Source organism: Paracoccaceae bacterium (genome assembly GCA_033344815.1).
Lineage (GTDB): Bacteria > Pseudomonadota > Alphaproteobacteria > Rhodobacterales > Rhodobacteraceae > Roseobacter.
In genome coordinates, this window is sequence record JAWPMR010000001.1 from 3,282,960 (window position 1) to 3,305,993 (window position 23,034).

At 57.2% G+C, this 23,034-nt stretch carries 20 protein-coding genes and 1 pseudogene; 7 read left to right on the forward strand and 14 right to left on the reverse strand.

Annotated features, from left to right (window positions below; genetic code table 11):
- The first annotated feature begins 5 nt into the window (after positions 1 to 5).
- The 4 genes from R8G34_15215 to R8G34_15230 all read left to right on the forward strand — a co-directional run bounded on the left by R8G34_15215 (position 6) and on the right by R8G34_15230 (position 5,010).
- A complete protein-coding gene (locus R8G34_15215; GenBank protein ID MDW3224205.1) occupies positions 6 to 1,025 on the forward strand; it encodes an ROK family protein in 1,020 nt (339 codons plus the stop codon).
- A complete protein-coding gene (locus tag R8G34_15220; GenBank protein ID MDW3224206.1) occupies positions 1,009 to 1,785 on the forward strand; it encodes a ChbG/HpnK family deacetylase in 777 nt (258 codons plus the stop codon). The genes R8G34_15215 and R8G34_15220 overlap by 17 nt, the downstream gene beginning before the upstream one ends.
- On the forward strand, positions 1,782 to 3,035 hold the full coding sequence (locus R8G34_15225; protein MDW3224207.1) for a pentapeptide repeat-containing protein: 1,254 nt from the start codon (positions 1,782 to 1,784) through the stop codon (positions 3,033 to 3,035). The genes R8G34_15220 and R8G34_15225 overlap by 4 nt, the downstream gene beginning before the upstream one ends.
- A 1,186-nt stretch (positions 3,036 to 4,221) precedes the next feature.
- A complete protein-coding gene (locus R8G34_15230; GenBank protein ID MDW3224208.1) occupies positions 4,222 to 5,010 on the forward strand; it encodes a class I SAM-dependent methyltransferase in 789 nt (262 codons plus the stop codon).
- Positions 5,011 to 5,072: 62 nt separating this feature from the next.
- On the opposite strand, the gene R8G34_15235 is transcribed toward R8G34_15230, so the two are convergent.
- From R8G34_15235 to R8G34_15255, 5 genes are all read right to left on the reverse strand, one after another.
- Positions 5,073 to 5,732 carry a cupin-like domain-containing protein gene (locus R8G34_15235; protein MDW3224209.1) on the reverse strand — a complete coding sequence of 220 codons (660 nt, stop codon included), beginning with the start codon at positions 5,730 to 5,732 and terminating at the stop codon, positions 5,073 to 5,075.
- Positions 5,733 to 5,851: 119 nt separating this feature from the next.
- Positions 5,852 to 7,042, reverse strand: coding sequence for a class I SAM-dependent methyltransferase (locus R8G34_15240; protein ID MDW3224210.1), 1,191 nt, complete (start codon positions 7,040 to 7,042; stop codon positions 5,852 to 5,854).
- A complete protein-coding gene (locus R8G34_15245) occupies positions 7,039 to 7,923 on the reverse strand; it encodes a hypothetical protein (protein MDW3224211.1) in 885 nt (294 codons plus the stop codon). Before R8G34_15245 ends, R8G34_15240 begins: the two co-directional genes overlap by 4 nt.
- Before the next feature lie 9 nt (positions 7,924 to 7,932).
- Positions 7,933 to 8,754: a phytanoyl-CoA dioxygenase family protein gene (locus tag R8G34_15250; protein ID MDW3224212.1), complete on the reverse strand. Its 822-nt coding sequence runs from the start codon at positions 8,752 to 8,754 to the stop codon at positions 7,933 to 7,935.
- Positions 8,755 to 8,776: 22 nt separating this feature from the next.
- Positions 8,777 to 9,592, reverse strand: coding sequence for a phytanoyl-CoA dioxygenase family protein (locus R8G34_15255; GenBank protein MDW3224213.1), 816 nt, complete (start codon positions 9,590 to 9,592; stop codon positions 8,777 to 8,779).
- A 139-nt stretch (positions 9,593 to 9,731) separates the two neighbouring features.
- Between R8G34_15255 and R8G34_15260 the strand changes: the two genes are divergently transcribed.
- Positions 9,732 to 10,229: a hypothetical protein gene (locus tag R8G34_15260; GenBank protein MDW3224214.1), complete on the forward strand. Its 498-nt coding sequence runs from the start codon at positions 9,732 to 9,734 to the stop codon at positions 10,227 to 10,229.
- Positions 10,230 to 10,354: 125 nt separating this feature from the next.
- On the forward strand, positions 10,355 to 11,530 hold the full coding sequence (locus R8G34_15265) for a glycosyltransferase family 4 protein (GenBank protein MDW3224215.1): 1,176 nt from the start codon (positions 10,355 to 10,357) through the stop codon (positions 11,528 to 11,530).
- 23 nt (positions 11,531 to 11,553) lie between these two features.
- On the opposite strand, the gene R8G34_15270 is transcribed toward R8G34_15265, so the two are convergent.
- The 3 genes from R8G34_15270 to R8G34_15280 form a co-directional block, all read right to left on the reverse strand.
- The gene (locus R8G34_15270; GenBank protein ID MDW3224216.1) at positions 11,554 to 13,287 is read right to left on the reverse strand and encodes an AMP-binding protein; all 1,734 of its coding nucleotides are present in this window, start codon (positions 13,285 to 13,287) and stop codon (positions 11,554 to 11,556) included.
- Positions 13,288 to 13,377: 90 nt separating this feature from the next.
- A complete protein-coding gene (locus R8G34_15275; protein MDW3224217.1) occupies positions 13,378 to 15,381 on the reverse strand; it encodes an acyl carrier protein in 2,004 nt (667 codons plus the stop codon).
- A gap of 276 nt (positions 15,382 to 15,657) precedes the next feature.
- Entirely contained in the window at positions 15,658 to 15,834 is a 177-nt protein-coding gene (locus R8G34_15280; GenBank protein MDW3224218.1) for a hypothetical protein, read from the reverse strand.
- A 107-nt stretch (positions 15,835 to 15,941) separates the two neighbouring features.
- On the opposite strand from R8G34_15280, the pseudogene R8G34_15285 reads away from it, so the two are divergent.
- Positions 15,942 to 16,160, forward strand: a pseudogene (locus R8G34_15285) (IS5/IS1182 family transposase).
- Positions 16,161 to 16,413: 253 nt separating this feature from the next.
- Here the strand turns inward: R8G34_15285 and R8G34_15290 are convergent.
- From R8G34_15290 to trbL, 6 genes are all read right to left on the reverse strand, one after another.
- The gene (locus R8G34_15290) at positions 16,414 to 18,189 is read right to left on the reverse strand and encodes a recombinase family protein (GenBank protein ID MDW3224219.1); all 1,776 of its coding nucleotides are present in this window, start codon (positions 18,187 to 18,189) and stop codon (positions 16,414 to 16,416) included.
- A gap of 462 nt (positions 18,190 to 18,651) precedes the next feature.
- The gene (locus R8G34_15295) at positions 18,652 to 18,912 is read right to left on the reverse strand and encodes a DUF2274 domain-containing protein (protein ID MDW3224220.1); all 261 of its coding nucleotides are present in this window, start codon (positions 18,910 to 18,912) and stop codon (positions 18,652 to 18,654) included.
- Entirely contained in the window at positions 18,912 to 20,084 is a 1,173-nt protein-coding gene (locus R8G34_15300; protein ID MDW3224221.1) for a TrbI/VirB10 family protein, read from the reverse strand. The genes R8G34_15295 and R8G34_15300 overlap by 1 nt, the downstream gene beginning before the upstream one ends.
- Positions 20,081 to 21,037 (reverse strand): P-type conjugative transfer protein TrbG, encoded by a 957-nt coding sequence (gene trbG / locus R8G34_15305; protein ID MDW3224222.1) that lies wholly within the window; start codon positions 21,035 to 21,037, stop codon positions 20,081 to 20,083. Before trbG ends, R8G34_15300 begins: the two co-directional genes overlap by 4 nt.
- A complete protein-coding gene (gene trbF, locus R8G34_15310) occupies positions 21,034 to 21,717 on the reverse strand; it encodes a conjugal transfer protein TrbF (protein ID MDW3224223.1) in 684 nt (227 codons plus the stop codon). The genes trbG and trbF overlap by 4 nt, the downstream gene beginning before the upstream one ends.
- Positions 21,717 to 23,030: a P-type conjugative transfer protein TrbL gene (gene trbL / locus R8G34_15315; GenBank protein ID MDW3224224.1), complete on the reverse strand. Its 1,314-nt coding sequence runs from the start codon at positions 23,028 to 23,030 to the stop codon at positions 21,717 to 21,719. Before trbL ends, trbF begins: the two co-directional genes overlap by 1 nt.
- Positions 23,031 to 23,034 lie beyond the last annotated feature (4 nt).

The window sequence follows — 23,034 nt, forward strand, 5'->3', positions numbered from 1 at the left end:
TGGAAATGGAAGTAGTAGTTCAGCTGGAAACCGAAACTGTTGATCTAGCTTGCATACGAAGTGAGGCTGGTAAACCTAAGATTTTATTTGAAACTCAATTTGCGCCCGATCTCTCAGATCCAACAGGCAAGGCGTTGTTTCGAGGCGTGGACGTCGAAGTGTCTAAAGCTGTGAGCAAGATCGCGCCAGGCATGGACGTCCATAACGTCAATGTATCGTTCGTAATGCCTGGTTCACTCCGCCCGCCCGATACAGTCGTTAGAGTTTCGAGGCTCAATATACGACAAGAATGCAACGTAACAAGCTGTCTTTCGGAACACTCTGCGCGCTACACGCTCGTGAACGATGTATTAGCAAGCGCAATGGGGCATATTGGTTATTCACTTGACCAAGAACTAACCCAAGACTGGGAAAGCAAAGTCATCTTATTCATTTATGTAAATGAAGGCATTGGTTCTCTTATCGTTGCAAATTCGGCCCCTATAAGTGGCGCAGGCTTTGCAGGGCCACTTGGCCATGCAATTGTCGAGCCTAAAGGACAGTATTTTGACGACTTTAGAGCGCGTGGAGCACTAGAAACGTATTCATCAAGACCGTGGATCAGCGCTAACATCGTAAACCGGTTCTTCACAGAACGACACAAATCCCAGGAGGAAGATCTTGATATTTCCAACTCATCTTTAAGGCGGGCATTGGAAGAAATTACTCTAGATAAAAAATACTCTCTTTCCATAGACTTAATAAATGTTGGAGTTGATACAAAAGATAATTTGGCGCTCTCAGCACTTCATGACGCTACTGATTATCTTGGCTTGGCAATTTCGCATATAATAGTCGCGCTTAATCCTCATCTAGTAGTCTTGGATGGTGGTGTGATCCACAACGTACAAGGGTATTTTGAGCATACTGTGCATGCAATTAAAAAGTACACTTACGTTGACGGTTGGAACAGCACAACAATAGTTAGATCGCAAAACTCGCCCAACAATACAATATACGGGGCAATAGATGCTAGAAAACTTTGAAGGAATTAGAGTCCTGGTTAACGCCGATGATTTCCTTCTTGCAGGAAGCGTGGACCATGCCATCATACAGCTTTTTAAGGAAGGCGCGATATCGAATACAACAGCCATGATGTGCTTGCCCCAAAGCGTGCAAAGTTTGAGTGAATTGAAATATAGTATAAATACCTATAAAATTGGTGTGCACCTGCAACTCACTTCTGGAAAGCCAATACTGAAAGATGTTCTAAGTCTTATTGACAGAAAAACACAAAGCTTTGCTCCCAAGGAAAATTTAAGTAATACTCGGGCGGATGAAGTGGAAAGAGAGTGGCGAGCACAAATTGATCTCTTCTGCCGTGTCATTGGGCACCCACCTTCCCACTTGGATTCGCATCACGGACCGCACAGACTTAGCCATCTCCTCCCCATATATCTGAAATTGGCCTCTGAGTTCGGTGTGCCTGTCCGTGGCGGTACCTTGGCGCTAGGCAAGCAAATTTCGATGTTAGGCTGTCGCTCAACCGCTATTTGTACAAGTGACTGGACCGGACGAGGACAAAGCTCAGAAAAATTGATGGAGAAAGTCCTTCATGTATTTTCAGTAGAAGGTCCTACAACGCTAGAGATCGTGACGCATCCATCGCTATTTGATCCAGAACTGCGCAAAATCAGCAGCCTGAACGACACTAGGTTCAATGACTATTCCGAACTCCGAAGATTTCGCGAACTTGTTGATAGTGAACCAAAGGTCAAAATGTATTCTTACGAGGCAAAGCAATGAAGCCATTAGCGCAGGCTTTTCTTAAGCAGGAAAAGTGGAAGAATTTTGAGTTCAAGGAATCACCGATTGATTTAGGACATGAGATTTTCGAAGGTGCGAACTTCCTGAATCATTATTTTGATGCTTTGCTGGCGCGAGGGTGTACTTTCAAGAACTCCTATTTCACGAAGTGTTCATTTCACAATTGCGATTTCTCGAATTCAGAATTTTCTAGCTGTACGTTTGATGATTGTAAGTTTGTCAATTGCGAATTTGGTAATTTGGACTTTCTTGAAACACGATGCGCCCAAGTCGAATTCAGCACTTGCAGTGCCGAAAGTATTAGCTTGCAGGGAGGATCTTTTGTTCGAGGTCGCGTGTGTTGTTGCAACTTTTTGGAAATTATTGGCAAGAATGTTACAAAATTCGACACTACATTCGAGGAGGCGAATGCCGTCCGGTTTGATTTCGAAGGAACTTTCCTTGCTATCAGTTTCGAACAATGCCGCAACGTTGAACTGTCGGCCAACGGAGGTGTTCCAAACATTTCAGCATCAACTTCATCGTTCAAAGAAATTTCGATTCGTAATTATCTTGGCCCATCAATTAGATTGCGAGACTGTGAAGTCCTGACTGCTGATTTTGGAGGTCCAAGTAAGGGATTAGTATTGCATGCTTACAACTCACTTATTTTTGGGCCTGATCTCGAAAAGGTAGATCTAATTGCCAGTACGTTGCCGGGGTGTTCCATTATCAATGGAAACTGGCCCAATCAGGACGGCAAAACCAATTGGATCGGTCGGTTCGTACCACCCGATAATTTGTTGGCAGAACCTGTTGATGACGTTATGGGCCTGTCCGAGACTGTGAGGCGAAATATCTCGCGGTCACAGGCGCTTGCCAGCTTAGAGCAAGAAAAATCAATATCTGTCGCAACATTTGTGTTGCATCGAATTGTCGGATTGACCACAGGGCATGGAAGAAGTCCCGCGCGTTTGCTTTGCTTTGCTTTGCTGCCTGCGACCCTTCTTAGCGTACTCCATGTGATTTATGTCCAAGAATTTGGCCCATTTGTCGATATTGAAAATCCTGCTTCTTTATCAGAATTTGTGAGTCTGTTTTGGATGTATTTCTCTCTTGTTGTAGGCTATGGAGATCGCTCAAGTCTTGCTTTGCTTCCAACTTTGGAGAGCGTGGCATGGGTCTTGAGTGTTTTGTTTTTGGGACTTGTAGTTACACTTTTTTCTAACTTTCTTTTTCGGCAAGGCTAAATGCTCCGTCCTGGATAATGACATTCGTCGTCTGCAATCTTCTCCGCAGGTTGATTTTGAGGAACCTTTTGGACAGGCCTCTAAGTTGTTGAGAATTCTTCACAAGAAAGCGACGAAGTGCATGTGTTGATCTAACGCTTGAAGCTTTGCGGTAGCAGTTTGACGATGATCCTTAGCTTATTGCGGTTGCCGAAGGTTGTGAGGTGTGGGTTAGACACACGCTAAGGATCGTGCCTAATTGAAACCGACGCCACGACCGAGATCATTGTTATTTGCAGTATCGTTGACCTTTATAACGCGGCAAGCTGCCGAACGCCATTTTTCGTAAATCGCAGGAAACGTAAGTTGCGAGCCCCCGCAACCAATGCCATCGGAAAACCAAAGATATTTCAGTGACTTGGCGGGCGGCTAAGAGTTGCAGCTCACGCGACCCATGTAGTATCTATAACTTAGCCCTATAGGTGCAAATCACCCCGCAACCAATTGCGTCGGAGCACTCTAGCGAATAGCGGGCGTCGATCTCGTGACGGATGGTGATGATTATGATTAAATTACAGTGGCTTGCGTGTGGTCGTGCGCAGCTAATGTTCATGTTCTGATCGTATGACTTCGCGCTGCGTCGCGTGCATGTCGGTCAGGGGACGGGTGCGCATTCCAGTTGATCCGCCCGCGTGTTCCGACGGCATCCGTCGAGCGTACAGCAAAAAAGAAAGCACAATTCAAAAGTCGGGGACTTTGTCGGCATTTGTAACCAAACTCGGATACAAAGGCTAACCCCCAAATAACAACCATCCTTCCTTTTCGGAGAATGCGCTAATCCTCGAATTAGTTTGTCCCGTGCTATTTCGCGAAAGTGTTCACAGGCTGCCGCTCTTAGGGCAAGGCAGGTACACCGACCGGCCAATGATGCCATCAAACACGCGGAACTGCTGACCAGATGGGTGGTAGTCTTCGAAACAGGCCGCAAGGTTCCAGCGAAGTATGCGTGAAAGGGCAAAATGCAAAAAAGATGCTTCGTGAGGCAGTGCCATGACCGCGCTTGGTCCGCGATTGTGGACTAGGCCCCGCACCTAGCAGAAAAGCCTCGCTGTTCTAAAAGCAAGCCGATATTGTTTCGCCAGTACTCCGCCATCAAGGAGCGCTGGCCGGCCGAAAGGCCAGGCGTGCGATTAGGGGACAGGGACGAATGGCGGATTTTGAAGATTTGATCTGGCACGATGACAGGATGGTTTTGGACGGCTGGACCTTCCGGCTAGAACACACGCCCGGCGACAATTGGCCAGAAAGCATCGAGTACTTTCGTTTATTCAAAACCCGCGACGTTATTGATCAGTATCACCGGTTCTGGCGAGCGCACGGTGCTTTGGCACCCGAGTTCCACCCTCTCCATGTTCTTGAGTTGGGTATCTGGGACGGCGCCAGCGCTGCGCTGTGGGCGGAGCTTCTGGCACCCGAGCGCTTGGTCGCTGTCGATCTGGCTCGGCGCAACGATAGCGCCTACTTTGAGAAATTCCGTAGAACTCGCGGCCATGGCGCGCGCCTGGTCACGCGGTGGGCGACCGATCAATCCGATCGAACGGCTTTGGGCGAGATATTTAACCGCGACTTAGGCGGGCGGCTGGATATGGTGATCGACGATGCCTCGCACGATCTTTCCGCGACAAAGGCAAGCTTTGAGATCTTGTTCCCCTTGCTGGCGCCAGGTGGCCTCTACTTCATCGAGGACTGGTCCTGGCCGCATTGGTACAATTTTCAGTCAGCCGAGCATCCATGGTCGAATAGGGCGCCGCTCAGCCGGTTGGCCGAGACGCTGATGCGGGCGGCTGGGTCGATGCCGGATGATGGCCCAAAGATGATCACGTCGCTGTTCGTGCAGCGCGATGTTCTGGCTGTCGAGCGCGGCACGCGGCAGGTCGGGGCTCCAGCCGAATTTCGATTGAAGGACTATGCCCTAATTCGTCCGCAAGATCGCTGAGCATCGACAGCATAGGACGACGGGACATCGCACGAGCAGCCGTACCCTAGAGCAAGCTGGGCCTACAGGTCGCCAGTTCCGTGGCGCGCGAGCGCATCGGCATAGCGACGATAACTCGGCATTTCCCGCCGACGTTTGCTGACCGGCCAAAGGTTGGTCAGGCTGACCGAGAATCCATCGTTCGTTACCCGGTGCCACCAGCAGCTTGGAATATAGATCATCTCGCCGCGCTGGACCGTCAGCGTGATACTGTCTGCGCAAGCCGTTGCGCGGCTCACCAGATCGCGATCCGTCAGGCTGGAGAAGTTCGAGCAATAGTGGTGGGTGGCATAGGGGGCCAGATCATCCGTTTGCTCGGGTGGGAAAAGAATAAAGCGTTTGGAGCCCTCGAGCACCAGCACAACGTTGTCTGGCAGATCATAGTGCATGTGCGTTCCACTGCGTCTATTTCCGACAAACAAAACCCGATTGTCCGGAGGACCGCCCGGACCATTTAAGCACGGCAGGTCTGCGGAAAGGACACCGTCCAAGCTCTCCGCATCGATTGCCGAGATATAGTGCACATCTGGGTAGTGATCACAGAATACGATGCGCTCCAGAGCGTCAGACGCCGCCATGCGCTTGCGGAAGTATCGCCCGTTGTTAACGTTTGGTCGGGGGTGATACATGCCATCGCAGCTGTACTCAACCCACAGCCTGCTGGTGCCAAGCCTGGTGCTCAATCTGGCTGCGGACCAATTGCCGAGCGCGCAGGGCGAGAGTTTTTGTGGCAGTACGGCTGGGCGGTACTCGTACCTAGGCGCGTCGATCGTGATCACCCGGCGCCGAAACGACGGGCAGGTCATGGATTTGTCCGCATGCAGACCGCTACGGTACGCACAACCGCAGGCATTTCACCGAACAGGCGCAGCGCCATCGAAACATCGCCTCGCATCCGCATCCTGTCTGCATAGTAAAGCCCCCAGAATGAAGACGGCGTGCCGAGTAGCTGGACTAGATCCGCCTCATTCGCGGTCAGGATTACATCCGGTATTCGGCTGGAGACGGTCGCAACCTCGGCGCTTTCGCCGTCGGAGATCCAGTGGATTCTCTTTAGCGAATCTTCGTCGACAATCTCCAGGCAAACATGCGCCGCGACAGCAAGATGCGCCCCGCCGACCCGGCTCGATGCTTTCAACATCGCCTGGGGGCTTTGGGCGCCTCCGGGCGCTACGATCTCGCACGGGGCGTCGGTCGCTGGCGGCGCAAGACCTTGCTTTTTCTCCAGGCGCACCGCACCGAAATGATATCGTACGATCCGGAAGTCGGTGCCCTCAAGCTCGGGCAGAACCATGATCATCGGAGCCGACCCCGGGGCGGGTTCGGTTGGCAAAGGATCAGGTGCTGCCAGTCCCGAACGGGCGATAATCTCGGTCTGCAGGTCGATAATGGAGACCGGGGGATCACCCAGCGCGCGGGCACCGGCGCCAAAGTCAAAGGTCAAAAAGAGCTGCCCGTCGGGGCTTAATGCACGGTGGATCTCTGTAAAGAATGATTGGCGTTGGCGTTTCATCAAACCCTCAAAAACTGAGATCGAAACGGCAGCGTCGAAGGCTCCGGATTTCACATCCCACCCGCACTCCGGCGCAATCTCCAAGGCACAGAGGCGGTCCGCAATGCCCAGTGCCGCCGCGTTTGACTGCACGGCAGTTACCGCATGGGGATCGATATCTACGACTGTGACGTGATAGCCAGAAAGGGCCAGTTCATAACAAAAGAGACTGCCGCCGCCGCCGACATCGAGCACCGAAGATCCGCGACCGAAATCCTCTTGGATACGTAGGGCGGTATGTACATGCTCCCAGTCGCGACCTCGGTCTTGACGCAATGCGAGCCCAAGCGACCGCATCTTGAAAACCAACGCGAGATTGCGCTGGCGCTGGGCTGCATAATCGAGTCGGTCGAAGTACGGCGCAAAGCTTTCTGGGATCGCGGTGTATTGCGGAAGTTTTCCCCCGCGGTTTGCGCGTCGTGCCGAGTGCTGCGCCGTCATGGAGTTCGTCCTGCTTTGTCCAGGTCCAGTATCTCGGGGCCTCGCGTCGGCCGGTCGCGCCGTAGTCCGGCGAGGAAAATCTCGCGATCTGAGAGAACGGCGAGCGACGCGACATCGTCCGGAATATCGCAGCCAAGCTGATCGAGTATCGCCCGGAACGCACGCTGAATTCGGGGTCCTAGCATAGAAGCCAGCGCCCGCCGCGCGCAATGGGCCTGGGTGTCCTCGTCATAGGTGCTGTCTTCGACCGCATAGACTCGAAATACAAGCCAGAGTCCTCGGTCCGGGATCGGCGATGTGTCCAAAGGTCCGGAAAATCCCGGGGAAAGTGCCTTTTGGCGGACCGCACCAGGCGCCTCCCAAGCATAGATCGTCAACTTTGACAAAGGATGCTCGGATACTCCATCGGCAAACAAAACTGAGTAGCGCCGTGCCAACGTGTCAAAGCTTGTGTCGCATTCCGTCAGAACGTGGCAAAGCTCTTGGGCAATGCCCTCATCTTCAACAGCGATGTACCCGGCGTGGATCCGCGCGTATGAATCCGGATCTGCGTCGAAAAGTGCCCGCCCCGCGGTTGCCACATCAGGATGCGCCAGAAACGCTTGCTCTAGCAGGTCTGACTCGAGAGTTTGGACCCAAGAATCGATGGTGAGCCCACGAACTGCCAGCCACGAGATTGTTGCGCCGCGGGACAACAAACCATGACGTCGGCGCATCTGGTCCGCTACCGCCTGCAGTGCCTCGCCATCGCAGATGACGCCCATAGCATCGGCAAGTTGTGCAAGAGCGGTCTGCCGTGCTGCGCGTTGTAGGGTGCCCGGGGGCATGGCGAGCACAAGCTGATCGAGAAGCCGGCCGGGAAGATCTGAAGTTGCCGCCATTGATTGCATCTATCCTTTTGAGTTCCAGATAACCGGGAACTCGCCTGGTTCCAGCAGTTGTCCGTCATTCTCTGGTCGGCCGACAGTGCGCTCCTGCGTTGCTGCGGGACGGCAACGGTGGCGTACGTCCTCGCCCGCGCAGCGGACGGAGAAGGCCCGCCGCCGCCAAGCCGTGGCGTTGCACGGAGCAGCGTGGGCGGTCATTGCATGAAACACTAGGCAATCTCCGGGTTGCATCTCGAAACCGATAATTGTCGCACCAACGGATTCTGGGTCCTGCATAACTGGCATGTAGCGCGGGCCAAATTCGGCGCCGGTGGTGAAGTCGCGCGGGCTGTACGCCTGCCAGCGGTGGCTTCCAGCGGCAAAGGTCATGCCTGCGCTCCGAGGAACCGCATCCACTGGCACCCAAATCGAACACATCTGTCGGCCCTCAACGGGCCAGTACGGCATATCCTGGTGCCAGGGTGTCTCCTTTCTTGTCCCGGCTTCCTTCACAATCAGTTGATCGGTGAAGTAGCGGATCGAGCGAGCGCGCATCAGCCGCCCGGCGAGCTCGGCGGCTGGCGAAGCCAGGACGAACCGCTCGAATGCGGAAAACCGGACGAGACCCTGATCGATGTAGAAGCGCCGACGGACGCCATCGACGAGAATGTCTTCGCATGTCTCAAGGGTTGGGGCTGGTGCCGCATCGGCCTGTGTGCAAACCTCACAGAGTGTCTTCATCTCGTCGGGGGTGAATATTTGGCGCACACATGCAACGCCGTCGGTCTCAAAGTCCGTAACCGCTCGGCTCAAGGCCGTGTCGCTGAGGCGATCGCTTAGCAACATTTACTGTGCTCCTATTGTAGTGTCATTCAAACCCTGTATGACCCAGATATGGATGATGGATACGGTATCCGATCAGTTGAAGTACATCTTGGGGAAGCCGATCGAGCCGCTCGCGGGGGACAGTCAGATAGAAGTTTTCCTCCTGGCGCAGCCAGCCGAGCATCAAAGAGATCGACAGTGCCCGGCGCGGCTGGTCGGTGCGATTGGCGCCCGAACAGTGCAGCACCCCGCCAAGCAACGGCAGAACTGCGCCGCACGCCATGTCCGTTGTTACAAGCTGTTCTGGTCGAACAGGATCGACCGCATCCAGATCCAGCCGGCCAGGTCCGATTTTGTCGGGATCGCGCGCCCAGCGATGGCTGCCCGGCACCACCAGTGTGCCGCCATTTTCTGTCGTGAAATCGGTCATTGGAATAAGGAAGTTGATAACCGCCACCGGTCGGGGCCACGGCATCGGCCAGATCACATCGTCGCGGTGAATTGTACCCTGCGCGCTGCCTGGCTGAACCTCTATCAGGTGAATCGCCGAAAGCTGGTAGGACGCGCAATGTGGCAACAAGAATCGCGTAGCGATGTTGTGGAGCAAATCTGATTGCAGAATTGGAACTATAGCCAGCGTTTTGGCCAGAACCGCGCCAACCCGCGCCGCGCCAGCGGCGAGCTCGCGCCGCAGGCGCGCACGATCCGTCGCAAGATATGGCGCTAGATCATCGTCGATCCGCTGGATCAGAGCCGGATCGATCACATCGCGGATCGCCGCCACGCCATCGCGTTCTAGCGCGCCGAGCATATCCTCGACGTCGGATTGACTGTTGAACTCTTCCAGTTGGGTGTTCATGGCTGTCTCGCAAAGGCACATCGTCTATAAGTAAAGGAATAATCCCAGTAAAGGCGTACCTGTTACGAAAAGTCCACTTGGCAGCGAATTCGCCCGTTGCTATTCTTCCCGGTGTTAAAAAAAGGAGTGGCCAGAACAGATGGATCTTGCGCTGGTAGCAGACTTTCCCGATCTCATTCCTACGCTCGGTGAGTGGTATCGCAATAGCTGTCCGGAAGAGAAGGAATCAGGACGTGACCCGGAGGATGATTTCCGCGGCTGTGCCAACCGCGATACGTTACCGATAGCGCTGGTTGCGCTGCAGAATGGCGAGCCCGTTGGAGCGACCTTCGTCCTCGGAACTGTATCGCGGGCGGACCCGGCTCTAGGTCCTTGGCTGGATGGCGGTTTCGTGCCGTCATCGGAACGGCACAATGAAATATGCATGTTCATGAAAGTCGGATCGATCGCGCTTTGCCACAAAATGGGATTCGTGCGTGTCAATCAAGGTGTGCGCTCGGAAACTGCAGCGCAGTGGTATGAGAAGAAGGGCTGGGTCCGATTCGATCTGCCCGGCAGTAATGATCCATCGGCGATATATCTGACGCGTAGTACTGAAGCACTGAAGGCACCCGCCGGACGACGTTGGTGTTTTTAGCTCCGCGAAGGATCTATAAGGATCTATATCGTGAAAAGTTCCCGTCGCAGAACGCAAAGCGAAGTATGGAATAGGTGTCTTTGTGTAGGTCTAACGGTGCACGAACAGCGGCCCGTAAGCATTTGATGCGGGTCTCTCTTATCACTCTAGACGGCCTCTTCCCGCCAGCGCATGGTGGGGCTCATGTCCTGCAGATGATCGCTCAGGGACTTGCAGAGCTCGGGCACGATGTTTCTTGCCTGATCCGACTGGCCGACGAAGATGCTAGCGATCTCACCGATCAGACAGTCGCGGGCCTTGCCGCGAGCGGTTTGAGGTATTCGCGATCATCAAGTGGTGTGGTGCGATTCAAGAGTGGGGCGCTCAGCGGCGCAGGCGTCATCGATGCTGGCGGGCGGTTCCTTCCGTTCGTTCTATCCGAACTCCGGCGCACGGGCGCGGAGACCGTTATTATGTCGGATATCGGAGGCAGGCCCGCGCACACGTTGCTCTCAGTCATCGCCGAGCGGTTCACGGGAATGTTGGTGTATGCACCGCAAACTGTCCACTTTTTGCCTGGCGGGCCGCTCGCGGTTCAGGCTGACCCTGCTGCCACAAAGGCGATGCGCCTTTGCCGCGTGGTCGTACCGAGCCAGTACTTGGCGGCCTATCTTCGGCAGCACTTGGGAATAGCGGCGCGCGTTAACCTGCCGCCGTTGTTTGCGCTTTCGGAAGTGCCGCCGCGACCGCAGCCCTTTGGTGGGCCGGTTGGCGTATTCAATCCTAACACATGGAAGGGGCTGCCGATCTTGCTGGCACTTGCCGACCGGCGGCCGGATTTGCAGTTTCTGGTACGGTGCGGCTGGCGGACTCTTCATACCGAGCGTGATGCCTTGTCGCAGCGCGGCAACGTTATCATTGAGGACCACTCCCATGACGGCGGAACGGTATATGATCAAGCGTCGATCATCCTCGTACCGTCGCTCTGCTATGAATCGTTGGGCCTCGTTTCGATTGAGGCGATGCTGCGTGGCCTGCCCGTTGTAAGTGCGCGACATGGCGGTTTAGCCGAGGCCGGCCTCGGAACTGCAGTGCTTTGTACTGCGGTGCCAATCGTTTTCGAGGACGACCGGAAAAATCCAGGAGGTCACGTGCGCCAGCACGTGCCCGAGCAACCTCTCGATGACTGGCTCGCCGCTATCGACCGTCTGACCAACGACCGGGCTTGGTACGAGCAGCGCGCGCGACATGCCATTATCAGGTCGCATGCATTCGCGCGCAGTCTGACTTGGGAGTCGACCGAGCGCTCCTTTTTGGGCTAGAATATTGATGGTACAGCATGATTTCAGCCAAGCAGCGTTTTGCCGTCTTCCGTGGCGTGCATGAACTGGGCACCACCGGATTCCCACAGCTGGCGATAATGACGATGTCGGCGCTTTCCACTGATGGTCGTCGCAAGCGTGTTGGGGGCCAACGTTACTACTTCGTCAGGCACGACCCCGAGTTTCTCCGCCGCGCTGCGACGGATGGCACGCAGCGCCTGGGTCTTGGCATCGTTTGAGGTTAGCTCAACGATCAATACGATCCGCTCTGTCCCGCGCTCTGGGTCGACCGCTCCGAAGGCCGCGAAGCGCCCGGCATCGACGCCTTCGATATCCTCTAAAACCGCCGTGAACTCGTCCGGGTCGATCTTGCGGCCGCGTATATTTATGGCGTCTTGTGACCGGCCGATCCAAAAGAGTTGACCATGGCGGAGATATCCAAGGTCTCCGGTCAACAGTAGCTTACCTTCGAACATAGCATCCGTGGCAGCCTGATCGTAGAGATACCCTTCGAACCGCGACGGGCTGTCGAGCACGATCTGCCCTACCGTGCGCTCAGAAAGAGCACGGCCGTAGTCATCCCGAGTCAATACCGACAATCCTGGCCATGGTGCGCCCACAGTAGCGACGTCAGAACGTCGGGCGCCAGCGCTCCAGTCGGCTGCAATTCTACGCGTCTCAATTGCCCCGGCATCAAGCGAATCGACCAATAGCGGCGAGTCACCAGTCGAGGAAAAAGTTGCACCGCCGGTGTTTTCGGCCAAACCGTAGTTCGCCCGCAATGTCTCAGGGCGTAGCCCAGTACCGGATAGTGTCTCGAGCATCGCGGAAATGCTCGACGGTAGTACTCTCTCGCCCGCGTTCCAGATTGCGCGGATCCCGGATAGCGACAGTCCAGCAATTAGATCCGGATCGACACGGTCGGCGATCTGGCGCAGTGCGAAGTTCGGTGCCGCGGTAATAGTGGCACCGCTTGCGTGCAACCCTCTCAGCCACATGGCCGGGTTACCGGCGAAGACCTGCGGGCTCATAAATGTTGCTGGTATGCCATGCAAGAGCGAGACGAACAGGAAATTTAGCAGTCCGACGGTGTGGTGCAGGCCCGACCACGAGAAGAACCGGTCGCCGGGGCCAAGGGCCATAGAATGTGCGACACCGGCGATAGCCGTTCGCATTGCCGGAGCATGCCAAATACAAACCCGGCTTGCTCCAGTGGTACCCGATGTCAGCTGCAATGCGTGGCAACGCGCAATGCGATTCGCACGCCTTGGTAATTCTATAACCACCGTAGCAGTTTCAAGCGCCGCGAGATGGAGACACATAACGGGTGCGCCAGACGCTTCCACTAAGTCTCTCGCTGCAGCAATCTGAGAGTGATTTCGCGTTGCCACGAGAACGACACGAGCATCGGTTATGGCTTGGGCGTGGGTCAAGACGGCCGTCGCGTTTGAAAAGCCCCCATCAAGCGCAGGTAGGACCAATGGCGGACAGCCCACGAGCACCGCGGCAACGATACAAATTGCGGCGTCCACTTCACCATCGCCGAACGGCATGATGAGCACAGGCTCGGCTGCCATGAGCCCCGCATGGACAAGTCCGTATGCGACCGTTCGGGCCTGCGTCAGAACTTCCCCGCGTGTGCGCCAGATAAGCTCTCCGTCGCGATAGTACTGAGCCAAGGCTAGAGCGCTGGGGTTATGAGACAGCGCAGCCTCGACTTCAGCGGCGAATGCGGTATTCGGCTTATCGGACTTCAAATGAGGTCTCCTTTCGGCTCATTTGTTCGGCGTTGGCGGGCTTTCGTATCGGAATCAGGCCACAATAACTGCGCAATAGTGTCGGCAAGGCTATCTTCGCCCAGTGCAGTCGGAAGCGTCGTCATGGGAGCTTTGCGCTTGGCTCCGTTGCAGCGCCCTTTGAAAGAGAGCTTGCAAATTGGTTACCTCGAATAGATTGGCACTTCCACGCTCCCAACTTTCAAGCTCGACGTCAAGAGCCTCCTCAATCGCGGCAATCACTTGAGCCAGTCCCAGTGAGTCGATTCCCAAATCCGCAATGTGTTCTAAATCATCCGGCGGCGCTTGGCCGGCTTCTTTTGAAATTACGGTGTTGATCACTTGTGCGAGCTGTTGCTTGCCATATGACGCAGGGTCGGCCCCAGGATTTTCCCCTTTCGATGTTAGGTTTCGTGGTCCGTCTTCGCGTGGCCTGGGCAACTTTGGTTCAAGTTCGGGCGCGCGGAGAATGATCTCGCGCATCCGCCATAGCTCGTGGCGGCCGAGTCGGACGACATTCGACGCCTCTGCGTCAGGTACGTCTGTAATGTCAGCCCACAAAACGGCTTGCGCACCGGCCGCTGTGGCGATTCTGGAAATCTGGTCGCGTTTGTCCCGGTTTACAATGGTCGACGCGATCATGTCGCGGCTGAAGAGCGAATCCAATCTGGCAGAGGTTTCTGGCATGCCCTTTTGTAGATCCGCTTTGTCCATGTCAGAGAGGCAGATCAACCGATGGCCCCGGCGCCAGAGCGTGCCGAGTGCTTCCGATATCCCAGCGAACCGGAAGTCTTGAACATCGGCCAAGAAATTAGTCATTGACGCGCGCGCGAGCCCACGATCATCCGCGTCCAGCGGCCACAACAGCCCGCGCGGCTCGAAAACAATCGCATGGACTCCTGGCGCATCGAGCCGGCGCAGTATACGCAAGATCTCCATCGTAACGCCAAGGGCTGGATCGGGCTGGCCCGCACCAGGCGGCGGCGGGCGCTCCGGTGGGCTAGCGGCATCGGGTCGGTGGGGGACCCATGACCAAGAGCTCATCGGCGCGCGATGGGCAGATGCATTTATCATATCATCCCAATATCGAGGAATTCCCAGCCGCTCGCGCGCATCGATTTCATCGATCAGTACCGCTGGTGGAACCGTCTCCAATGCTTCGCAGACGGCTAGGTTGATCCTGCAGAACAAATCGCGCAGCCGGAAGGCATCGGCAGAACCCGGGGCATGGATGCCGAGCGCCGGCGGATGTGCGGCGACAACGGCGATCGGTGCCGGCGACTTGGAGCGGACCTGTTGCAGCCAGCCCTCAATTGTCTCAACTACCCGCGCCATCAGCGCTTCTGCATCAGTCCATGCGCCGCGTGCTGCGAATTGAACGACATAGGGAACGAACTGGCCGGCGCTTATGACGATAAGATCAGGTGGGTTTGGCCCCAAGTCATCTTCGGGCGCGACGATGCTATGAATGTCGATCGCATAACCCGCCGCATATCCATGAAACACTAGGCACTCGGCGAATTGCTGAGCGATGCAGGGCCCGATCAGCGCGATTCTGCGCGCGGCGCTCGGCCGATCGATGCGAGCGACTGTAAATGGGCGGTGGATCTGGCGGTATTGGTCGTCCGGCCGCGTCACTAATCGTAGATTTGGAAGCATCTCCAAGTCTAGCCTCAGCCGATGCGCCGCCGCGGCTTGCTCCTGCTCGGCGGACTGGCAGAGCAGCAGCCGACTGAACAGAAACGCCCAGATATGGCACTCGGTTGAATCGATGCTCCTGCCGTCAGCGAATGTTTGTAGATAAGCCCAAAGGCCCGCATCCAGCTGGGTCACCGGGCCGGCAGCGTGTGTAACAAGCCAGTTGCCGTTTGTCAGGCTGAGCGAAGTGATAGCGCGCGACAGATAGAGACGCCCGGTCGGGAGAGAAGGCTCGGACGGCTCTAGTGTGCTGAGGCTGCACAACTCGATCTCACGTGCGGCTAAACTGGCGGCTTCGGCATAAGCTTGGCGAATTTGCCCAGCTTCGCTGACACCAGAACCGGCATCCGCGGACCAGATCAAGCCCGCGTCAGACATAGCCTCAGTGAGCTGCGTCGCTGTGGCGCTTTCCCAGTTTTGGCGCCGGAATTCACCGACATGCGGCGGTCCGAGAACCAAGCGTTTGCGGCCCAGAATATGGGACAATATGAGGTGCTTTTCCCCGATAGGGCAAAAGGCGACTAGCTTGCTCAACGAAATCGACTGTACTGCCATCTGATGATACAAATACGCTTAGCGACACGGCAAATAGTGTCAACGGAAAGCCTACACTGCCAAACGCTTTTCAAGCCTTCCCATTTGGGAAAACAGGCTTCAACCGCGAACTCCGGCGCACAGATTAGGAAGCGAGGCGTTGTCGCCGTTTTCTTCCTCAGCTTCCAATTCATCAATCTTGATCTTGCGAATCTTCTCTTTGGCGGCCTCCTTGCTGGCTTTGTCTTTGGTGTCCTTCTTGTCGGCGGTTGGCTTGTCGCTTGCTTTTTTGCTCATGATCCCATTCCATAATCTCTAGCACAGGATTAACCCTGTTGCACGATGATCCTGTCAAGTTAGTTTGCCTTCGGCAAGCGGATCATCGGCATGCGGGCACCCCAATTGCCCTGCAGGACAAACAGATACCCTCCTGCATTCCAGGCTGAACATCCCGCGACAAGGCCATCCGGTATAACAAGCGCCGATACAAGCGGCGCAACCGCATCGAGATAATGTTCGGTCGGCTGAAGGACTGGCGTTGGGTCGTAACCCGCTATGACATAAGCCCGAAGGTGTTCCTGTCCGCCGTCACCCTCGCCGCAGCCATCATATTCTGGCTATGAACGTCAATGAGTCCGGAGCCTGGTCTTGGCCTCGTTGTTCGTCGCAATCAAACCGCGCAGTGATTTCGAAGAAAGATGATGATTGAGGTGCCACTTCCGCTCATGGAGGATCGGACCGAAACTCAAGTGGCGTGAGACACTTGGGCCTTATGCACCTGCGGATCGTGTGCATAGGGCGTATCGGCGCGCTCCTTTTGAGGTGCGAAGGCTGAAGTCGCGCCGTCCGCACCTTTTCACGCCGCGCTTGCCGATTCTACGCCGCAAGCTGAGGCACCACGCCCTCCACCAACCGCAGAAATCGTGAATTGCGAGTCCCCGCAACCAACGATAATTGCGAATCCTCCGCTGACCCTGCCGCGGAGGTTTTTGCTTTTTGGGGCCCAGCGCACAGAGATCGTCTGTTGCGCCCTCCCGCAACCAACTCAAATTGCGATTGACCCGCCCTTGTGGTGGGTTTTTTGCGTTTTAGGGAAATGCCAAGGATTCCAGCAAGATCGCCCCTCACATCGATGAGCATTTCGTCGTCGGTCGGCGTCAAAATTATCTCATCGACGAGTGAGCGCAAAATCTCCGTGGCCTCCAGTCGTTTGGCCTCGATTTCGTCCTGCAGGGAGGAATGCAGTTTCTCGACCTGCAGGCGGTAGAATCCCGCCATTTCGGGATGTAGCAGCGGGGGCGGCTCATCGGCGTTGGCGAGCAAAATTTCGAGTTCCAGCTTCCTGCTTTCCAGCAGCTTGCTCTTTTCCTTCACCATTTCCACCGGTAGAACATCGTTGAGAAAGAGTTGAAGTATCTTGTCTAACTCTCGATCAATTTTTGCCAGCTCAGTTCGCCCAGCCTCGATCGTTGATCGCTCTTCAATCCGAAGGCGGTTCATTTCGCCTGTAAACTCATCGCAGAATTCTTTGAACAAGACCGGTTCCATTAGGTGATGACGTAAGGCACCCAACACACGATCTTCCAGATGATCACGGCGTATGTTTTTGCGATTGTCGCACGTCCCCTTGTTCCGGGCTGTCGCACACCCGACAAGATCAGCCGAGATCATGGTGTAGCCACCACCGCAGCACGCGCATTTGGTTAGCCCAGAGAACAGATATTTGGGGCGGCGGCGGTCGCGGAAATGATTTTCCGATGTCGGTTCGCCACCACGCTTGTGCTTAAGTTGCGATTGCCGTTCTTTTACAGACGCCCACAGGTCATCATCGACAATACGAAGTTCCGGGACTTCATGGATGATCCACTCATCTTCGGGGTTCATCCGCGCTTGCCGACGGCCCGTATCTGGATCCTTCAGGAAACGTTGTCGGTTCCAGATCAGCCGCCCGATGTATATCTCATTGTTCAAAATGCCGGTGCCACGCTTGGCGTTGCCGTTGATGGTGCTGAACCCCCAATCGCCACCGCTGGGTGCTCGGATACCGTCCTTGTTCAATTCGGTCGCGATGCGCTTGGGTGATTTCCCAGAGACGTAGTCCGTCAGGATTCGGCGGATCACACCTGCTTCGTACTCGTTGATCGTTCGGTCACCCCTTATGGGCTCCCCTTCCGACGAGAACTTCTTCACGACGTCATATCCATAGGCGTTACCGCCTCCTGATTTTCCCATCTCAACGCGTCCACGAAGGCCCCGGCGCGTTTTGTCGGCCAAGTCCTTCAGAAAGAGGGCGTTCATCGTTCCCTTGAGCCCGACATGGAGGTGCGTGATTTCGCCTTCGGACAGCGTGACAATCTTTACGTCCGCATATGCCATTCGCTTGTGAAGGCCCGCGATATCTTCCTGATCGCGGGACAGTCGATCCATTGCCTCCGACAAGACCAAGCTGAAGCGTCCGCGAAGGGCATCTTCGATCAAGGCCTGGATACCTGGCCTCAGAAGAGATGCGCCGGACACGGCGTGGTCAGAGTATTCTTCAACGATAGTCCAGCCCTGCTTCTCAGCATGTAATCGGCACACCCTGAACTGGTCTGCGATCGACGCATCCCTTTGGTTGTCGCTTGAATATCTGGCGTACAGGGCGATTTTCACAATTCGATCTCCTGAAACATCAGGAGCGCGGCTGTCGACGTGCTCCCGACTGCTGGTCATACCATTCTCGTGCAGCACGACGCGCTAGAAGGCGAACCAACTCGGCCAAGCGCGGGTCATGGCTTCCGGCGGAACTCGTAAGGCTCAAGAGACGACCGGGATCGTCTTTGCCTTTTCGATGTGCCTTCGGCTTGGTCATTATACCGCTGTCCGACTCAAATGGAAGATAACTCCATTGCCACAATCGCGGACATGAGCAGTTGGAGCAACTTTGCAGAGAGCGAAGTCTGGCGTGCCAATAAGCGCTTGTGGCGATGTTTTGTTACGCTGGCGAAAAACAGCGCAATATGCCGTAGTGCAAATACTTGCTCATTTCGGTGCCTCTTGGCGCCTGCCCAACTGCTTCTGGGCCGTTTGCTATCTGACTTAACCATCACAAACCAATTGCCCATATCTTGTCCGTTACTTGGGACGCGCCCCAGACAGCTGTTGGGCAGCCGATTCTTGCGTTTCGCGCCTCAGCTTTGCAAAGCCGCGATCCGTCGCCATGAAGCGTTCGACCATCGGTGCGATCAATTTTGCGGGGTCCTGGATGGTTTGTCCGGTCTCCTTCTCCAGCACCGTTGCATACGCGATCAGATCGCGATGGACGGGTGCGGGCAGTTCGACCGTCAGCTTGACCGGTTTGTCATCCGACAAAGCGCCCAGTTTTAATTTCGTCATCAGTGGCCTCCTTGTGGTTCGAGGATCAGATCGCGGGTCACGATCACACGCACCGGAAACCCCGGTCGGATCGTCAGGGTCGGTGGCACATCGATCTGACGACGGACAATCTCGCGGCCAGCATCTCCGATGGTGTCCTGTGCGCCGTCGCGGATGGCACTGGCGATGGGGTCTTCATCGTCTGCACCCAACTCGGTGCCGATGTTGAGCAGGGTCGAAAGCGCCGCGGCCCTGAACAGTCCATCCCAATGGTGATCGACACCGTCCTCAAGGCCTGCATATCCCGCGCTATCGGCCCCGGGTTGCCGTTCCAGAACGATGGAATGGCCATCGGGCAAGATGATCCGGGTCCACAGAAGCAGGATGCGGCGTTGTCCGAAGCCGACAACATTGTCGTATTCGCCGATGAGTCGCGATCCTTGCGGCAGCAGGAGGTAGCGGCCTGACGGGCTGTCATAGACGTGTTGGGTCACTTGGGCGACAACTTGGCCGGGGAGGTCGGAACGAATGCCTGAGACGAGGGCGGCGGGAATGACGGACCCTGCCTGAAGGATGTAAGGTGAGGCGGGCGGTGTCACCCTGTCGGGGGCAACGATGCGACGGTCGACGGGGGCATTGAGGAAGGCCAGTTGCCGATCCTGATCCGTCTGAGCTGCGCTACCTGGTTGCGATGCGGGGAAACTGTTCGGTGGTGTGGCACCGGGTGCCGCGAAGCCAGAAGGTGCGGTCGGTGATTGCGTTGCAAAGAACACTTCACTGGTACGGGCTGCCTCTTCTTCGGCCAGACGGCGCTGCTCGGCCGGATCGGGTCCCGGCATCGGCGAGGCGGGGACGGGTTGTCCTGCGTCTTGGGTTCGCAGGATAGGGCGCCCGAGGTCTCCGGGCAGCGCGGGTCCGAGTTGCGGGATGCCGCTATAATCTGAAGGCAGGCGGCGCAATTCGTCGGCGGTGGGGCGGTTTTCGGTCGTGAAGAGCTCACCGGGGCGATCTCGGGCCGGGCGGTCCTGCAAGGCAAAGATTAACGCGCCACCGATGCCGACGGCGGTGATCACGGCGAGGCCACCGAGGACCTTGCGGGACAGGCGCACGACGCGGGCCGGTTCTGGCCGCAGCCGGAAGGGGTCTGCAGAGCCGGGCAACGGTGCCTCGGGATCTTGAGCTGACGAGGTCATGGGCGCTGCCTCCCATCTGTCCGCACGATCCTGACCATCTGCTGATCGTTACCCCCGAGGCGCAATTCAGCGGCGGCAAAGAGCCGGTCCACGATCAGGATGTTGCGGATCACGCGCGTGTTGACGAGTTCGGCGCTGCCATCGGCCCCGAGAACGAAGAGGGGCGGCATCTCGCCTTGCACGATACCGCGTGGGAACACGACATAGACGCGACGGCCATCGTCGAAGACACTGTCCGGCCGCCAAGGCGGGGTGTCACCCTCGACTTGCAGCCCATAGCGATAGTTGCGGTGGCTGGCCGGAGGGATCACGGGCGCTTGAACCGCCGGTGGACGCGGCTGGACGCGCCCCGGCGGATAGCCCCAGGCGACCGACGGCATGTAGGAATCTTCATTCGCGCGCAGCTCCAGCAGATAAGTGCGTCGGTCGGTGTTGATGACGAGATTTGTGGAGATGTCGGGCCGGGTCGGTTTGACGAGGATATGGACGCGGGCCGTCCGACCGTTGCCGCTTTCGGTGTCCCCGATGATCCAGCGCGTCGTGTCCCCGGCTGCAATCGGCCCCGCGCCGGTTAATTGCTCGCCAGGTTCCAGCGCGATATTGGTGATCTGACCGGGCGCGGCATAGATTTGGTAAAGTGCGCCTTCGCTGTATGGGAAGACCTGGATCGCGTTGTAGTACCCCTCGCGGCGCGGTTCGACGCGGGCGGCTGCATTGGCATTTATGACGCGGGCCTCTGCCGTGGCGGCATCCGCATCACCGCCCCGCGACGGGGTCCAGGGCGGTGGGGTGTGGATCGCCCGAATGGGTTCTTCGACGACCGGTGGCGGCGCGGCGGGCAAGGACGGAACGTCACTGTCATAGTCGATTTCAGGGGGTGTATAGGTTGCGCAAGCGGTGAGCAAAAGGCACGCGGTCAGGGTGATGGGGAAGGTGAGGTTTACGCGTGTCATTGCTGAAGCTCCCGAGACCAGTTGATGGCGTGGACGTAGATGCCGAGGGGGTTCTGACGGAGCCGTTCGGCGCTGCGGGGTGGCTGGACCGAGATGGTCAGGATCGCCGTCCAGCGCTCGGTTGCGGCCAGGCTGCCGTCCTGATAGCGCCGCTCGGTCCACGCGATGCGGAAACTGTCGGGCGAGGCGCGAATGACGCTGGAGACATCGACCGAGATCTGAACCTCGCCGACCTGCGCAAAGGGATCGTTGGACCGGGCATGATCGTTCAGCGCCATTGCGCCGCGATCCGTGGTGAACTCATAAGCGCGCAGCCAGTTTTGCCGGACGACGATGGGGTCGGCCGGGATTGCCCTGACCCGTTCGATGAACTGCGCGAGGTGATAGGCGATCTGCGGATCACTCGCCAGGTAATCAGCACTGGCGGGGGCGATGCTGCGGGCCTCGCCCAGCTGATCGACCTCGACGACCCAAGGCACGACGGTGCCCTGGGTCGATTGCCAGACGAGGCCGAAGGCCAGTCCGGCGGACAGGAACAGCGACCCGAAAGCCATTAGACGCCAGTTTTTCGCCTGCACGCGGGCCGATCCGATGCGGTCATCCCAGACCTGTGCCGCTCTTTGATAAGGCGTCTCGGGTTCCGGGGTCTTGCCGTAATTGAGTGAGGGGCGTTTGAACATCAGGGATCCCTTTCCGAAAGGCTGACAGAGGTGCCGCCGCCGGGGCTGTCGCCGGAGCGCAGGGCATGGGTGGCGGCGGTCGCGCCATGGTGAAGGGTTTGTGCGCGACCCATGCGGGCTGCCCAAGCGGGCGGGCTGGACGCAGGTGCTGGGGCGGTGGGACTACCGCCGCCGGTGATCGCACCGCCGCTGGCCGCAACCGCCGCCCGTGCCCCGCCTTGGGCGCTGTCGCTCAAGGCTGACGCGGCCCGGCGCAAGGGGCTGGCGGCGACACCGGCTCCAGCCCGCGCGATACCACCGACCCCAGACGCAACGCCTGCAGCTCCGGTTCGTCCGGCTGACCCGAGACTGTAGGCGGCAGAGGCCCCGCCGACCGTTGCAGCTCCGCCGCGTGCTCCGGCAACGACACCACGTCCAGCAGCACTGGCCGCCATGCCCGTTCCGGCCATCCCGACGGCGGTGACGCCGCCTGCGACGAGGCCAGTGCCCACGGCTGCTCCCATGCTGAGTTGAGGCCCGCCCGAGATCAGCCCGTTGGCGATGCCGGGCCCAAAGATGCCGAGGCCGAGCAGCGAGAGAGCCGCCAGCACGATGGCCATAGCCTCTTCGATATTGGGCTGATCGCCGCCGAACCCGGCGGTGAACTCACCGAAAAGGCTCGATCCAATCCCGATGATGACAGCGAGCACCAGCACCTTGACGCCGGAGGAGACGACATTGCCGAGAACGCGCTCGGCCAGAAACGCCGTCTTGCCGAAAAGGCCGAAAGGGATCAGCACGAAACCGGCAAGGGTTGTCAGCTTGAACTCGATCAGGGTGATGAAAAGCTGGACCGAGAGGATGAAGAAGGCCAGAAGCACCATCGCCCAGGCAAACATCAGCACGATGATCTGAATGAAGTTCTCGAAGAAGCTGACATAGCCCATCAGGTCGGAGATCGAAGCGAGGATCGGGCGCCCGGCATCAAGCCCAACCTGGGCGACGCGCCCGGGGCGCATAAGATCGGTGGCGCTGAACCCGGTGCCACTGGCCTGCAGGCCGAGCCCGGCGAAGCTCTCAAAAACGATGCGGGCCAGCGCGTTCCAGTTTGAGATGATATAGGCGAAGGCACCCACAAAGAGGGTCTTCTTGATCAGCCGCGCGAGGATGTCGTCATCCGCACCCCAGGCCCAGAAGAGGGCGGCCAACGTGACGTCGATGACGATCAGCGTTGTGGCAAGGAAGGCAACCTCGCCGCCCAGAAGGCCGAACCCACTGTCGATGTAGCTGGTGAAGACCTCGAGGAAGCGGTCGATGACGCCGGTGCCACCCATTGGT